Annotated in this window: 16 protein-coding genes and 1 tRNA gene; 16 read left to right on the top strand and 1 reads right to left on the bottom strand. The window is 64.0% G+C overall.

What is annotated here, in order from left to right:
- Positions 1 to 218: 218 nt before the first annotated feature.
- The 5 genes from ASS64_RS03255 to rimM all read left to right on the top strand — a co-directional run bounded on the left by ASS64_RS03255 (position 219) and on the right by rimM (position 3,177).
- A tRNA-Ala gene (locus tag ASS64_RS03255) sits at positions 219 to 294 on the top strand.
- A gap of 213 nt (positions 295 to 507) precedes the next feature.
- Positions 508 to 666 carry a hypothetical protein gene (locus tag ASS64_RS16605; protein ID WP_157075058.1) on the top strand — a complete coding sequence of 53 codons (159 nt, stop codon included), beginning with the start codon at positions 508 to 510 and terminating at the stop codon, positions 664 to 666.
- A 15-nt stretch (positions 667 to 681) separates the two neighbouring features.
- Entirely contained in the window at positions 682 to 2,178 is a 1,497-nt protein-coding gene (gene ffh / locus ASS64_RS03250; RefSeq protein WP_067689748.1) for a signal recognition particle protein, read from the top strand.
- A 34-nt stretch (positions 2,179 to 2,212) separates the two neighbouring features.
- Positions 2,213 to 2,683, top strand: a complete 471-nt coding sequence (rpsP, locus tag ASS64_RS03245) for a 30S ribosomal protein S16 (protein WP_067689745.1) — start codon at positions 2,213 to 2,215, stop codon at positions 2,681 to 2,683.
- 8 nt (positions 2,684 to 2,691) lie between these two features.
- Positions 2,692 to 3,177, top strand: coding sequence for a ribosome maturation factor RimM (gene rimM, locus ASS64_RS03240; protein WP_067689742.1), 486 nt, complete (start codon positions 2,692 to 2,694; stop codon positions 3,175 to 3,177).
- On the opposite strand, the gene ASS64_RS03235 is transcribed toward rimM, so the two are convergent.
- Positions 3,174 to 4,088 (bottom strand): NAD(P)/FAD-dependent oxidoreductase, encoded by a 915-nt coding sequence (locus tag ASS64_RS03235; RefSeq protein WP_067689739.1) that lies wholly within the window; start codon positions 4,086 to 4,088, stop codon positions 3,174 to 3,176. The two genes, rimM and ASS64_RS03235, sit on opposite strands and share 4 nt — an antisense overlap.
- Before the next feature lie 55 nt (positions 4,089 to 4,143).
- Between ASS64_RS03235 and ASS64_RS03230 the strand changes: the two genes are divergently transcribed.
- The 11 genes from ASS64_RS03230 to ASS64_RS03180 all read left to right on the top strand — a co-directional run bounded on the left by ASS64_RS03230 (position 4,144) and on the right by ASS64_RS03180 (position 13,242).
- Positions 4,144 to 5,106, top strand: coding sequence for a carbon-nitrogen hydrolase family protein (locus tag ASS64_RS03230; protein WP_067689736.1), 963 nt, complete (start codon positions 4,144 to 4,146; stop codon positions 5,104 to 5,106).
- Complete coding sequence (locus tag ASS64_RS03225; RefSeq protein WP_067689733.1) at positions 5,096 to 5,395, top strand: hypothetical protein; 300 nt, start codon at positions 5,096 to 5,098, stop codon at positions 5,393 to 5,395. Before ASS64_RS03230 ends, ASS64_RS03225 begins: the two co-directional genes overlap by 11 nt.
- Before the next feature lie 48 nt (positions 5,396 to 5,443).
- Positions 5,444 to 6,292, top strand: a complete 849-nt coding sequence (gene trmD, locus ASS64_RS03220) for a tRNA (guanosine(37)-N1)-methyltransferase TrmD (protein WP_067689730.1) — start codon at positions 5,444 to 5,446, stop codon at positions 6,290 to 6,292.
- 12 nt (positions 6,293 to 6,304) lie between these two features.
- Positions 6,305 to 6,673 carry a 50S ribosomal protein L19 gene (rplS, locus tag ASS64_RS03215; protein ID WP_067689727.1) on the top strand — a complete coding sequence of 123 codons (369 nt, stop codon included), beginning with the start codon at positions 6,305 to 6,307 and terminating at the stop codon, positions 6,671 to 6,673.
- Positions 6,674 to 6,946: 273 nt separating this feature from the next.
- Positions 6,947 to 9,193 (top strand): S9 family peptidase, encoded by a 2,247-nt coding sequence (locus tag ASS64_RS03210; protein ID WP_067690378.1) that lies wholly within the window; start codon positions 6,947 to 6,949, stop codon positions 9,191 to 9,193.
- Positions 9,194 to 9,279: 86 nt separating this feature from the next.
- Entirely contained in the window at positions 9,280 to 10,305 is a 1,026-nt protein-coding gene (locus ASS64_RS03205; protein ID WP_067689724.1) for an aspartate-semialdehyde dehydrogenase, read from the top strand.
- Positions 10,302 to 10,847: a hypothetical protein gene (locus tag ASS64_RS03200; RefSeq protein ID WP_067689721.1), complete on the top strand. Its 546-nt coding sequence runs from the start codon at positions 10,302 to 10,304 to the stop codon at positions 10,845 to 10,847. The genes ASS64_RS03205 and ASS64_RS03200 overlap by 4 nt, the downstream gene beginning before the upstream one ends.
- A 25-nt stretch (positions 10,848 to 10,872) precedes the next feature.
- Positions 10,873 to 11,520: a 2-hydroxychromene-2-carboxylate isomerase gene (locus tag ASS64_RS03195; protein WP_067689717.1), complete on the top strand. Its 648-nt coding sequence runs from the start codon at positions 10,873 to 10,875 to the stop codon at positions 11,518 to 11,520.
- Positions 11,484 to 11,966: a GFA family protein gene (locus ASS64_RS03190; RefSeq protein ID WP_083508133.1), complete on the top strand. Its 483-nt coding sequence runs from the start codon at positions 11,484 to 11,486 to the stop codon at positions 11,964 to 11,966. The genes ASS64_RS03195 and ASS64_RS03190 overlap by 37 nt, the downstream gene beginning before the upstream one ends.
- On the top strand, positions 11,963 to 12,727 hold the full coding sequence (locus ASS64_RS03185; protein ID WP_067689712.1) for an alpha/beta fold hydrolase: 765 nt from the start codon (positions 11,963 to 11,965) through the stop codon (positions 12,725 to 12,727). The genes ASS64_RS03190 and ASS64_RS03185 overlap by 4 nt, the downstream gene beginning before the upstream one ends.
- Positions 12,724 to 13,242, top strand: a complete 519-nt coding sequence (locus ASS64_RS03180; RefSeq protein ID WP_067689709.1) for a hypothetical protein — start codon at positions 12,724 to 12,726, stop codon at positions 13,240 to 13,242. Before ASS64_RS03185 ends, ASS64_RS03180 begins: the two co-directional genes overlap by 4 nt.
- The last annotated feature ends 32 nt before the right edge of the window (positions 13,243 to 13,274 follow it).

Raw genomic sequence — 13,274 nt, 5'->3', positions numbered from 1 at the left:
GACTGCCGTGACCAGGAACCGGGCCGGCGGAGGCCCGGCAAGGGCGACCGCCCGCCCGCAGGCGCCCGTAGCGTAGCGGAGGGATAGCGCCGAGGACGCGCCCACGGATGTGGGTGCGAAAAACTGAAAAACATTCTTGCAAAGAATGGAGGCCCCTTATATTGGGCGCCTCCCGCAAGGGTGACGCGCCTCCCAGGACGCGTCGCAGGAAATGGCTCGGGGCCTTAGCTCAGCTGGGAGAGCGCTACAATGGCATTGTAGAGGTCAGCGGTTCGATCCCGCTAGGCTCCACCATTTCCGGACTTACCGTCTGACGGCCCAGACCGGGCTGCAAATGACGGCTCGGTGCGCTTCCGGTGCTCACGGACCTTTAGTCCGCTGCGCTCCGGTTCTCCCGATCCATCATTTTCGCTTCCGGCCTGAACCGACATCCGGCAAGTCCGCAGACCGGATTTGATGGTAGCAGGTCGTGGCGACGGCTGCGGCTTGCTTCCACCACACCCGGGCATGAGTTTGGGTTTCATCGGGGAATTCCCCACGCTGGCCGACGAGTTCTCGTCCGCCGGCGATTTTTGCGTTTCCGGGAGTTTCCCAGAAAAAGTGGCTCCCACTTTTTCGGTTCGGGAAGCGACCAAACAAGAGCTCGGGCCGGTCATGGTTCGATAAGGAGTTTAGGCAGTCATGTTCGACAATCTGTCCGACCGCCTCGGTAATGTCTTCGACCGCCTGAAAGGGCGTGGCGCGCTGTCGGAAAACGACGTGCGCGAGGCGATGCGCGAAATTCGCATCGCGCTGCTCGAAGCCGATGTCGCGCTGCCCGTCGTGCGCCGCTTCATCGACGCGGTCACCGAAAAGGCGATCGGTTCGGAAGTTCTCAAGTCGGTCACGCCCGGCCAGCAGGTCGTCAAGATCGTCGACGACGAACTCACCGCCATGCTGGGCGGAGGCGAGGATGCCGATCCTGCCGACCGCGAGCTGAATTTCGCCGCCAAGCCCCCGGTTGTGATCATGATGGTCGGCCTGCAGGGCTCGGGTAAGACGACCACCACTGCCAAGCTCGGCAAGCTGATCCGCGAAAAGCACGGCAAGAAGGCCATGATGGCTTCGCTCGATGTCAATCGGCCCGCCGCGCAGGAACAGCTCAGGGTACTGGGCGAACAGGTCGATGTCGCGACGCTGCCGATCATCGAAGGCCAGCAGCCGGTCGACATTGCCCGCCGCGCGATGGAAAGCGCCAAGCTTCAGGCCGCCGACGTGCTGCTGCTCGATACTGCGGGCCGCCTCCACGTCGACGAGGCGTTGATGGCCGAGATGAAGGCGATCGCCAGCGTCTCCGCACCCACCGAGGTGCTGCTGGTGGTCGACAGCCTGACCGGTCAGGACGCGGTCAACGTGGCGCAGAGCTTTACCGGCGAAGTGCCGCTGACCGGCGTGGTGCTCACCCGCATGGACGGCGATGCGCGCGGCGGTGCGGCGCTCTCGATGCGCTATGTCACCGGCAAACCGATCAAATTCGCGGGTACGGGTGAAAAACTCGACGCGATCGAGGCTTTCGATCCCAAGCGCGTGGCCGGCCGAATCCTCGGCATGGGCGATGTCGTGTCGCTGGTCGAAAAGGCCGCCGAAACCATCAAGCAGGACGAGGCGGAAGCGCTCGCCAAGAAGATGGCGAAGGGCGAATTCGACCTCGAAGACCTGCGCATGCAATTGAAGCAGATGCAGAACATGGGCGGACTTGGCATGCTGGCAGGCATGCTTCCGGGCATGAAGAAGGCCAAGCAGGCCATGGCGGCCTCGAACATGGACGACAAGGTGCTCGTCCACATGGATGCGATCATCGGTTCGATGACGCCCAAGGAGCGCAAGCAGCCCAAACTGCTCAACGCCAAGCGCAAGAAGCGCGTGGCCGCCGGTTCGGGCACGCAGGTGCAGGACGTTAACAAGGTGCTGAAGATGCACCAGGAAATGTCCCGCGCGATGAAGCAGATCAAGAAAATGGGCGGGCTTAAGGGCCTCGGCGCGCTGTTCGGCGGCGGAGGCATGGGGGCTGCAATGCCCGGCCTCGGCGGTCCCGGCGGCGCATCGGGCGGCCTTCCCGGAATGGGCGGCGGCAAGGGCCCCGGCGTGGACCCCGGCACGCTCCCGCCCGACCTTCAGGACCTCCTTAAGAAGAAATAAATTTCAGACGTTTACATTCGAAAGGTAATACCAAATGGCAGTTGCAATCCGTCTTTCCCGTGGTGGTGCCAAGAAGCGCCCATACTACCGCATCGTCGTCGCCGACTCGCGCGCTGCGCGCGACGGCAAGTATCTCGAGCAGATCGGCACCTACAACCCGATGCTGCCGAAGGATTCGGGTGAGCGCGTGAAGCTCAACGAAGACCGCGCGCGTCATTGGCTGTCGGTCGGCGCAACGCCGTCGGACCGCGTCCACCGCTTCCTCGATGCCGCCGGCATCCTCGAGCGCGCGCCGAAGAACAACCCGAAGAAGGGCGAGCCGGGTGAAGCCGCCAAGGAACGCGCCGAGGAGAAGGCCGCCAAGATCGCTGAAGCCGAGGAAGCCAAGAAGGCTGCCGAGGAAGAAGCCAAGGCTCCGGCGGAAGAAGCTGCTTCTGAAGAGGCTCCGGCTGAAGAAGCCGCCGAAACCGCTTCGGAAGACGCTTCGGAAGACAAGGGCGAGTAATCGCGCCCATGTCGGACAAACCCGTCACGCTGGCTGCCGTCACCGGCGCGCATGGCGTGACGGGCGAGGTTCGGCTGAAGCTGTTCGGCGAGGGCGTCGACGCGCTCAAGCCGCATAAAAGCTTCAACGAGGGTGCGCTGACCCTCACAAAAATCCGCAGCGACAACAAGGGCGGTGCCATCGCGCGCTTTGCCGAGGTGACCGATCGCACCGCGGCCGAGCTGCTGCGCGGCACCGCCCTTTCCGTCTCGCGCGACGCCTTGCCCGCGCTGGACGAGGGCGAATTCTACTTCTCAGACCTTGTCGATCTCGCGGTGGTCACCGACAAGGGCGACACGGTCGGTCGGGTTTGCGCGATCGAGAATTTCGGGGCGACCGACATCGTCGAAATCGAAAAGCCCGACGGCAGGAAATTCATGGTGCCGTTGACCAGTCAGGCCGTTCCCGAATGGGATGACACGCGCCTGATCGTCAGTGCCGATTTCGTGGATTAGCGCCGAAGGGGTGCCTTTTCCGACAGGTGGTTGCGGATGGTCGTCGCCGCCACGCCCGCCTGGCCCATCGCATGGCTGATCTGGTCGAGCCCGAGCACGACGTCGCCCGCGGCGAATAGGCCGGGGACGCTGGTCTCGAGATGGTCGTCGACGATGATGCAGTCCTTCTCGCTCACCTTGGCGCCGCATTTTACGGCCAGTCCCGAGCGCACCACCGACCCCAGCGCGGGATAGACGCTGTCGAACGCCAGACGTCCCTCGGCAGTGTCGAACGCAATCTGCCCGTTCTCGATTGCATAGCCGCCGCAGGGCCCCGCCACGCGGGCAATTCCCGCGTCGCCGAGCACAGTCGAACATTCTTCCGACAAATCGTGATCGCCGCCTGGTGAGACCAGCGTCAGGTCCTTCGTATAGGCACGGATGAATTGCGCCTCTGCCGTGCCGTGCTCGCCCGTGCCGATGACCGCCACGCGCTTGTCGGTCACTTCGTAGCCGTCGCAGATCGGGCAATAGCGGATCAGCCCTCGGCTTACCGCCTCGTCGTGAAGCTGGTCCTCGATACCCTCGGGCCGGTTGTTGACCACGCCGGTGGCCAGAAGGACCGAGCGGGCCCGATATTCCTCCCTGTCGCAGCAGACCGTGAAAGACTCGCCGTCGCGCCTGAGGTCCGTAACGCGTTTCGGCTCGCGCAGAGCGCCATATTTCGCCGCCTGTTCGCGCATGCGTTCGAGCAGTTCGTTGCCGTTGATGCCATCGGGAAACCCGGCGTGGTTGTGGCTCTTCGGGATCCAGCTTGCCCGGCTGGTCCCGCAATCGAACAGGCGAATGTCGAGATGGTAGCGCGCAAGGTAGATCGCGGCGGTCAGTCCGGCAGGGCCAGCGCCCACGATGATGCAATCGTCGACATCCATGGCAGGGATACGCGCGGGATGGCCATACGGTGCCCACCGGGTTAGCAAGCGGGCCATGACCAAGCTTCCCGTCGCCATCGTGCAGGCCGCTCCCATTCCGCTCGCCATCGGCGAAGGGATCGAGAAGGCGGTTCGTTTGGCACGCGAAGCGGTGGAGGGCGGGGCAAAGCTCGTCGCATTCGGCGAGACCTTCCTCGGCGGCTATCCATTGTGGCTCGACGAGGCACCCGGCGCGGCCTTGTGGGACCACCCCGGCACAAAGGCGCTGCACCGCATCCTGCTTCAACAGGCGGTGGTCGCGGACGACGAGCGGCTGCTGCCGCTGCAGGAACTCGCCGACGAAAGCGGCGCGGTCATTAGCATCGGCGCGCATGAGCGGATGCGGCAGAGCCTCTACAACAACCAGATGACTTTCCGGCCCGGCCTGCCGGTGCTCGACCACCGCAAGCTGGTGCCCACGCATGGCGAGCGGCTCGTCTGGATGCGCGGCGACGGCTCGACGCTGGGCGTCCACCAGGCCGAATGGGGCAAGGTCGGCTCGCTGATCTGCTGGGAACACTGGATGCCCCTGGCGCGCGCGGCAATGCACAACCTCGGCGAGAGCGTGCACGTCGCCGCCTGGCCCACCGTGCGTCAGGAATACGCGCTCGCCTCGCGGCACTATGCGATGGAGGGCCGCTGCTTCGTGCTGGCAGCAGGACTAGTGCAGGCGAAGAACGACCTCTTCGACGGGCTGGAGCGGGCCGGAGGGGGCGACAACGCTGCCGCGCGCGAACTGCTGGAAGCCATCGAAGCGGAAACCCTCAATCGCGGCGGCTCGCTCATTATCGCCCCCGACGCGCGCATCCTCGCTGAGGCGGGCGAGGGCGAGGAAACGCTGTTCGCAGAGCTCGATCTTACCGAGATAGACGAAGGCTTGGCATCGCTCGACACCGACGGTCATTACTCGCGACCCGATGTATTCGAGCTGCGTGTCGACACGCGGGCCAAGGATGGGGTGGAGTGGAATGATCGATAATGCAGTTTTCCTGATCGCGGCCTATGGCGCGATGACCGCGGGGCTCAGCGCCACGGTTGCGAAGGTTTCGCCGAGCATCGGCCCGAAGCTGCGCCACCTGTTCTCGGGCGCAGCCCCGCTTGCCGCGGTGCTCGCTGCGCGTCTCGAAGGCGCGGACAGCGTGACCTTGCAGGGGATGGACCTGTTTGCCGCGGGCGGATTGGTCGTTTTCGGGGTTCTTACCTCGAGTGTGGTCGGGAAATTCGTGCCGAGCCAGCAGACCGGCGAGAAGCGCCTGACTTCGCGCTGATCGCGCCGGGATGGAATTGCGCTCGCCGACCCGCTAAGGGCGCGGCCGATGACCTTCGCCGCTACGATCCTAACTCTCTATCCCGAGATGTTTCCCGGGCCGCTTGGCGTTTCGCTTGCAGGTAGGGCGCTCGAGCGAGGGGACTGGTCGTGCGAAACGGTCCAGATCCGCGACTTCGCCAAGGACAAGCACCGCACGGTCGACGATACGCCGGCCGGCGGCGGTGCGGGCATGGTGCTTAAGCCCGATGTGCTCGGGCGGGCGCTCGATAGCATCCTCCCCGGAACGGGGAGGGGGACCAGCGAAGCTGGTGGAGAGGCACTATCCCCTGATCAGAACGGTTCCGAGCAGCCGACCGTGCCCCTCCACCATCCTGCGGATGGTTCCCCTCCCCCGGTGGGGGAGGCTATTCCCATCCTCGCGATGACACCGCGCGGGAAACCGATCACGCAGGCGCGTATCCGCGAAATCGCACAGGGGCCCGGCGTCGCCATTCTGTGCGGCCGGTTCGAGGGCTTCGACGAGCGCATTTTCGAGGCCTACCCGCAGATCGAGCAGGTCAGCCTGGCCGACATCGTCCTGTCTGGCGGAGAGCCCGCCGCGCTGGCGATTCTCGACGCTTGCATTCGCCTGCTTCCCGGAGTAATGGGCGCGCCCGATAGCGGAGTCGAAGAGAGCTACGAAAATGGCCTCATCGAATATCCGCAATATACCCGACCTGCCGAATGGGAAGGGCGCACGATCCCTGAAGTGCTGCGATCGGGGGATCATGCGAAGATCGCTGCTTGGCGCAAGGCAAGGAGCGAGGAAGACACACGGTTACGCAGGCCGGACCTTTGGGAGCGTTACAGTGACGCTCGGGACCAGTCTGCCTCTGGCGCGCGGCGAAAAGACTAAGGATATGGTTCGATGAACCTCATTCAGCAGCTCGAAGCAGAAGCTATCGAGAACCTCGGGAAGGACGTTCCCGAATTCCGCGCCGGTGACACCGTGCGCGTCGGCGTCCGCGTTGTCGAAGGCAGCCGCGAACGCGTCCAGAATTTCGAAGGCGTCGTCATTGCCCGCTCGAACCGCGGCATGGGCAGCAACTTCACCGTGCGCAAAATCTCCTTCGGTGAAGGCGTGGAACGCGTGTTCCCGCTTTACTCGCCGATCGTCGACAGCATCACCGTGGTCCGCCGCGGCGTGGTGCGTCGCGCCAAGCTCTACTACCTGCGCGGCCGCACCGGTAAGCGCGCCCGCATCGCCGAGCGCCGCGAGAACGCGCCCAAGGCGTAAGCCAGACCCGTTTTCTCGTCACTGGAGAATGAAGGGCGGCCTCCCGAACGGGAAGCCGCCCTTTTTCGTGGGTATCGCATGTGAAGACCGCAATCGGTGTCGCCCGCTGCCCCGCTCCGTCGCTGCGTATCAGGCCATGGAAAGGCGCGTGGATAGGTTGACGGGATTCCCGACACGTGCGTGCAATGCGAATCTGCCCAAAGCAGCCATGCAGCGGCTTGCACGCTCCCGCCCATTTCTCCATCACCCACCACATCGATGAAGGAGAGATCGTTGCGCCACCTGACTTTCGCGACCGCACTGGTCCTCGGCACATGCCTTGCCGCCCCGCTTGCCGCACAAGACCCCACGCAGGAAACGGAGAACGCGCCCATGGAGCTGACTTTCGAGCGCGTATTCGCCTCGCCCGACCTTACCGGGCCTGCCCCGCGCAAAGTCAAGCTGTCGCCCGACGGTCGCTATCTCACCTTGCTGCGCAACCGCGAGGACGACCGCGAGCGGTACGATCTGTGGGCCTACGACCGCGAGGCGAGCGAGTGGACGATGCTGGTCGACAGCGAAGCGCTGGGTACGGGCCGGGAATTGTCGGAGGACGAAAAGATGCAGCGCGAACGCGCGCGCGTCGGCAGCCTGAAGGGTATCATCGATTACCAGTGGACCGAGGATGGCAGCGGCGTGCTCGTCCCGCTCGACGGCGATCTCTATCTCGCGCGATTGGGCGGCGAGGTCCTGCGCCTCACCGATACCGAGGAGAGCGAACTCAATCCGGCCCTGAGCAGCAAGGGCGGCTATGTTTCCTTCGTGCGCGACCGCCAGCTGTGGGTCGGCGAAGTCGGTGGCGAGGCGCAGCCGATCACGCCGAAGGAGGGCGAGGCGATCCGTTGGGGCGAGGCCGAATTCGTAGCCCAAGAGGAAATGGCAAGGCTTACAGGATACTGGTGGGGGCCGAACGACCAGCGCATTGCCGTTCAGCGTTTCGACGAGAGCATGGTCGGTATCGTCACTCGCGCCGCGATCGGCGCGACCGGCACCAAGGTTTTCGACCAGCGTTATCCGGTCGCGGGCAGCGCCAATGCGGTGGTCGAGCTGTTTGTGATGGACCCCGATGGCGAGAACCGCGTGAAGGTCGATCTCGGCGAGGAGACCGACATCTACCTCGCCCGCGTCGACTGGGCGCCCGATGGCAGCGCGCTCTATGTCCAGCGCCAGAACCGCGAGCAGACCGTGCTCGACATGCTCAAGGTCGATCCTGTCACCGGCGAGAGCGAGGTGCTGTTCACCGAACGCGCCGCGATGGACGATTACTGGATCAACCTCGGCGACGACTACAAATGGCTCGACGATGGCAGCCTGATCTGGTGGTCGGAGCGCGATGGCTTCGGCCATCTCTATCGCTATTCCGAGGGCAATTGGACCCAGCTGACCAGTGGCGAGTGGGTGGTGACCAAGCTGGTCGGCATCGACCAGCAGGCGGGCCGGGTGTTCTTCCAGGGGACGAAGGACGATGTGCTGGCGCAGCAGGTCTATTCGCTCGACCTGGCCGATCCGGGTACGATCACGCGGCTGACCGATACGGACTACGTCAACAGCGCGACGATGGATGCGAAGGGCCAGACACTCGTCGTCACCCGCTCCAACGACGATACCCCGCCGCACAGCTATATCGCCGACCAGCAGGGCAATCGTCTGGCCTGGATCGAGGAAAACGCGCTCGATGCGGACCATCCTTACGCGCCGTTCCTGGCCAGCCACCGGCCCACGCAATACGGGACGATCCCTGCCGAGGACGGCACGCCGCTCTATTGGGAGATGGTCACGCCCGAGATGGAGCCGAGCAAGCGCTACCCGGTCTATTACTACCACTACAGCGGGCCGGGGCCGCAGGTCGTCAACAAGGGCTGGAACGGCGCGCTGCGGCAGGCGATCGTCGACAAGGGCTATATCTGGTTCGCGCTCGACAATCGCGGCAGCGCCAATCGCGGCGTCGCCTTCGAGCAACCGCTCTACCGCGCCATGGGCGGGGTCGAGGTGCGCGACCAGAAAACGGGGGCCGAGTTCCTCAAGACGCTCGACTTCGTCGATCCCGACAAGATCGCGATCGATGGCTGGTCCTATGGCGGGTACATCACCCTGAAGCAGCTGCAGGCCGATCCGGGCCTTTACGCCGCCGGGATCAGCGGTGCGCCGGTAACCAAGTGGGAGCTGTACGACACCCATTACACCGAGCGTTACATGGGCAAACCGCAAGAGAATGCAGAGGCGTATGAGAAGGCCTCCGCCATTCCGGATGCCGCTAAAATCTCAGATCCGCTGCTGATCATTCACGGCATGGCCGACGACAATGTGGTGTTCGAGAATGCGACCGAAGTGATCTCGGCGATGCAGGAGGCCAATGTGCCGTTCGAGATGATGCTCTATCCCGGATATACGCACCGCGTCTCGGGCGAGCAGATTTCGCCGCATCGCTACAACACGGTTTTCCGCTTTCTCGAGGCCCACGGCGTAACGCCGCCCGAATAGCGCTTTAGGCCGCGCAATCGAATGTGCGCTTGCGGGGGCGGGGGTAATCGCTATCTCGGCCGCGCACGCAAAGTGGAGATGGTGAATTGGGTTATCGTGTTGCCGTTGTCGGCGCGACCGGGAATGTCGGTCGTGAAATGATGCAGGTGCTCGCCGAGCGCGGGTTTCCCTGCGACGAGGTGGCGGCGGTTGCCAGCAGCCGTTCGCATGGCACCGAGGTCGAATTCGGCGACACCGGCAAGATGCTCAAATGCAAGAATATCGAGCATTTCGACTGGTCGGGCTGGGACATTGCGCTGTTCGCAGCGGGCAGCGGCCCGGCGAAGGAGTATGCGCCCAAGGCCGCGGCCGCCGGCTGCGTGGTGATCGACAACAGCTCGCTCTATCGCATGGACCCCGACGTGCCGCTGATCGTGCCCGAGGTGAACCCGGATGCAATCCACGATTATGCCAAGCGCAACATCATCGCCAATCCCAACTGCTCGACCGCGCAATTGGTCGTCGCACTCGCGCCATTGCACAAGGCGGCAACCATCAAGCGCGTGGTGGTTTCGACCTACCAGTCGGTCTCCGGCGCAGGGAAGGCGGGCATGGACGAGCTGTTTCAGCAGAGCCGCGCGATCTTCGTCGGCGACCCGATCGAGCCGGTGAAGTTCACCAAGCAGATCGCCTTCAATGTCATCCCGCATATCGATGTCTTCATGGATGACGGCTCGACCAAGGAAGAGTGGAAGATGGTGGTCGAGACGAAGAAGATCCTCGACCCCAAGATCAAGCTCAATGCCACTTGTGTGCGTGTGCCGGTCTTCGTCGGCCATTCCGAAGCGGTGAATATCGAGTTCGAGAACGAGCTGTCGGCCGAGCAGGCGCAGGAAATCCTGCGCGAGGCGCCCGGCATCATGCTGATCGACAAGCGTGAGGACGAGGGATACGTCACCCCGGTCGAAAGCGCGGGCGACAGCGCGACCTATATCAGCCGCGTGCGCGACGACCCGACGGTCGACAATGGCATTGCCCTGTGGTGCGTCAGCGACAACTTGCGCAAGGGCGCGGCGCTCAACGCGGTGCAGATCGCGGAACTGCTTGGGCGCGAGTGCCTTAAGAAGGGATGATCCGACAAAGCCTTCTCGTCGTCCTCCCGCTGGCTCTTGCCGCCTGCGGCGAAGCCCGGACCGAACCCGAGCCGATCGAAACATCGGCAGATACGGTGGAGGAGGCAAAGGTGTTGGTCGATGCCAATGGCCTGGGGCCGGCGGGAGCGGCGCCCTTCCGTTTCGGTGCGGCGCGCGCGGATGTCGACGCGGCCATCAGCGAAGCGCTCGCCATCGCGCCGGGACAATCGCGCAACGAGGAATGCGGTGCGGGTCCGATGGATTTCAGCCAGTTCGGCCCGCTTCAGATCGCCTATATGGATGGCGAACTTCGCGGCTGGTTCCTGCGCGAAGGCGAGGGCGTGGCGACCTCCGACGGCGTGCAACCCGGTACGACCACGTTCGAAGGGCTCAAGCTCGAAAAGCGGGTGCGCGAACTTGACACCACGCTGGAGGGCGAATTCGAGTATACGACTGCCGATTACGGGACGATCACCGGCTTTGCCGAAGATGGCGAGAGTGTGACCGCGCTGCAGGCCGGGATAAGCTGCTTCTTCCGCTAAGGCGCTGCGCGCGTATAAGGGCCGCATGACCCTGTCCGCAGACCTCTATTTCAGCTTCCGCTCACCTTACAGCTTCCTTTCGGTCGGGCGCTACCGCGCGCTGGCCGAAGAATACGATGTCGATATCGCACTAAGGCCCGTCTATCCGCTCGCAATCCGCCAGCCCGATTTTTTCGAGCGTAACCATCCGAACTGGATGGCCTATACGATCCGCGACATGATGCGCGTGGCACAATACCACTCGATCGCCTTCGGTCCGCCGCGCCCCGACCCGATCGTGCAAGACCCCGATACCCGCGCGATTGCCGATGAACAGCCCTATATCCGGCGCGTCACCCGCATGGGGCAGGCCGCTGCTAGGCGCGGCAAGGGCCTTGTCTTCGCGCATGAGGCGGGCAGGCTCATCTGGGGTGGACAGGAGAACTGGCACGAGGGCGACCATCTTGAGGACGCTTTGACTACCGCCGGGCTCGATGCGGCGAAAGTCGTTGGCGAGGTGGAGGCGCAGGGGAAGGAACTCGACGCCGAGATTGCGGCCAACCAGGATGCGCTCGAAGCCGCCGGGCATTGGGGCGTGCCCACGCTGGTATTCGAAGGCGAACCCTTCTTCGGCCAGGATCGGATCGAGATGGCGCAATGGCGAATGGAGCAAAACGGGCTCGCCAGGCGGTGAAAGGCGAGCTGACCGGCGGCTGCCTGTGCGGCGCCGTGCGCTATACCTTGCACGAGGGCTTTCGCCTCAAACCCTATGCCTGCCACTGCACCGACTGCCAGAGCCGAACCGGTACGGCCTTCAGCGAGCATATGCTCTTTGCACTCGCCGATCTCGAAATCTCGGGCGAACTCGACACCGGCGAGTACGATCAGCCCAGCGGAGCCCATTCGCGCATCCTCGGCTGTGTGACATGCAAGGCGCGAGTCTATGCGGTGAACGACGCTCGCGAGGGCTTCGCCAGCCTGCGCTGCGGCACGCTCGACGACAGCGCGTCGCTGGTTCCCGCGGCGCATCTGTGGGTGAAGAGCAAACAGCCGTGGATCGGCCTGCCCGCGGATGCGAAGGTCATGGACGGACAGCCGCACACCACCGAGGAGTGGATCGAATTCGTGGGGATGGCATGAACGGACCGGTGACCGAAAAATTCGAGAGTTTCGACGGGACGAAACTCGCCGTCCATCGGCACGGCGAAGGGCGAACGCTCGTCTTGCTGCATGGTCTATTCTCCAGCGCGCAGATGAACTGGATCAAGTGGGGCCACCACGAAGCGATCGCGGCGCAGGGCTTCGAGGTACTGATGCTCGACTTTCGCGTGCATGGCGAGAGCGAGGCTCCGCACCAGCCTGAGAGATATCCCACCAATGTCCTGGTACGCGATGTGGCAGCGCTGGTGGATCACTACGGGCTCGACGAATACGATCTCGGCGGCTTTTCGCTAGGCGCGCGCACTTCGCTTCATGCGACCGCGCATGGCGTGCTCGAGCCACGGCGGCTGATCGTGGGCGGGATGGGGACTGCAGGGCTGGGCGAATGGCATCGCCGTGCGGCCAAGTTCCGGCGCGTGATCGACGAGTTCGATGCGATCCCGCGTGGCGATCCGGACTATTTCTCGATGCAGTTCCTCAAGTCGCAGGGAGTCGATCGGGTTGCCGCGCGGCTGCTTCTCGACACCATGCCCGATCTCGACCTTGCGCTGCTCGATGCCGTCACCATGCCCACTCTGGTGGTCTGCGGCGACGAGGATCGCGACAATGGCTCGCCCGAGGAGCTCGCCGACCTGCTGCCGAACGCCGATTTCGTCGAGGTTCCCGGCACGCATATGGGCAGCGTGACCAAGCCCGATCTGGGGCAGGCGATCGCACGTTGGCTTGGGGGGCAAACATGAGAGAACCGAAACCGAACCTGCGCTGGTGGCTGTGGGGCCTGCTGGCATTCGTGATCGTCATTCCGCTGAGCATGGCGGTTACGCATCCCGAAAGCGTGACGCTGGGCATTGCCAAACACCAGGCGGCGGGCAGCGCGGCGCGGGTGGACGAAATACAGGACCAGTGGCGCGAAGGGGGCGTACGCACGCTCGCCATTATTGCGATGCTCGGCGATCTGGTTTTCATCGGCATCTATGGCTGGGGCAGCTGGCTCGCCGGCCGCAGCTTCATGGCGATGCGGGGTTCGGCAAGGATGCTCGGCATATTGATCGCCATTTCGGCGATCATCTTTCTCGTCACAGACTACACCGAAACCATTCTTCAGGTGGTCCAGCTTCTCAGCGAACAGGGTTCGGACTGGATGGCAGCAGTCGCTGCCACGGTCCGCCCGGTGAAGATTCTCGCCTGGATCGCGACCTTCGGCGGGGTGCTGATGGCGCTCGCCATTCGTCGATTTGGCGCGCCTGCCGCTTGATTAAGCGTCTCGGCAGGTGCAATCCGGTAGCA

Source organism: Erythrobacter sp. AP23 (assembly GCF_001542855.1).
Lineage (GTDB): Bacteria > Pseudomonadota > Alphaproteobacteria > Sphingomonadales > Sphingomonadaceae > Qipengyuania.
The sequence above is the reverse complement of the archived record's forward strand: the minus strand, read 5'-3'. Positions and strand labels throughout refer to the sequence as shown.

Excerpts from the sequence above, each read along its gene's own strand:
- ASS64_RS03235 (WP_067689739.1), bottom strand. The coding sequence starts at position 4,088 with ATGGATGTCGACGATTGCATCATCGTGGGCGCTGGCCCTGCCGGACTG.
- ASS64_RS03190 (WP_083508133.1), top strand. The coding sequence starts at position 11,484 with ATGGCGAATGGAGCAAAACGGGCTCGCCAGGCGGTGAAAGGCGAGCTG.
- rimM (WP_067689742.1), top strand. The coding sequence starts at position 2,692 with ATGTCGGACAAACCCGTCACGCTGGCTGCCGTCACCGGCGCGCATGGC.
- trmD (WP_067689730.1), top strand. The coding sequence starts at position 5,444 with ATGACCTTCGCCGCTACGATCCTAACTCTCTATCCCGAGATGTTTCCC.
- ASS64_RS03230 (WP_067689736.1), top strand. The coding sequence starts at position 4,144 with ATGACCAAGCTTCCCGTCGCCATCGTGCAGGCCGCTCCCATTCCGCTC.
- ASS64_RS03200 (WP_067689721.1), top strand. The coding sequence starts at position 10,302 with ATGATCCGACAAAGCCTTCTCGTCGTCCTCCCGCTGGCTCTTGCCGCC.
- rplS (WP_067689727.1), top strand. The coding sequence starts at position 6,305 with ATGAACCTCATTCAGCAGCTCGAAGCAGAAGCTATCGAGAACCTCGGG.
- ASS64_RS03185 (WP_067689712.1), top strand. The coding sequence starts at position 11,963 with ATGAACGGACCGGTGACCGAAAAATTCGAGAGTTTCGACGGGACGAAA.
- ASS64_RS16605 (WP_157075058.1), top strand. The coding sequence starts at position 508 with ATGAGTTTGGGTTTCATCGGGGAATTCCCCACGCTGGCCGACGAGTTC.
- ffh (WP_067689748.1), top strand. The coding sequence starts at position 682 with ATGTTCGACAATCTGTCCGACCGCCTCGGTAATGTCTTCGACCGCCTG.
- ASS64_RS03225 (WP_067689733.1), top strand. The coding sequence starts at position 5,096 with ATGATCGATAATGCAGTTTTCCTGATCGCGGCCTATGGCGCGATGACC.
- rpsP (WP_067689745.1), top strand. The coding sequence starts at position 2,213 with ATGGCAGTTGCAATCCGTCTTTCCCGTGGTGGTGCCAAGAAGCGCCCA.
- ASS64_RS03195 (WP_067689717.1), top strand. The coding sequence starts at position 10,873 with ATGACCCTGTCCGCAGACCTCTATTTCAGCTTCCGCTCACCTTACAGC.
- ASS64_RS03180 (WP_067689709.1), top strand. The coding sequence starts at position 12,724 with ATGAGAGAACCGAAACCGAACCTGCGCTGGTGGCTGTGGGGCCTGCTG.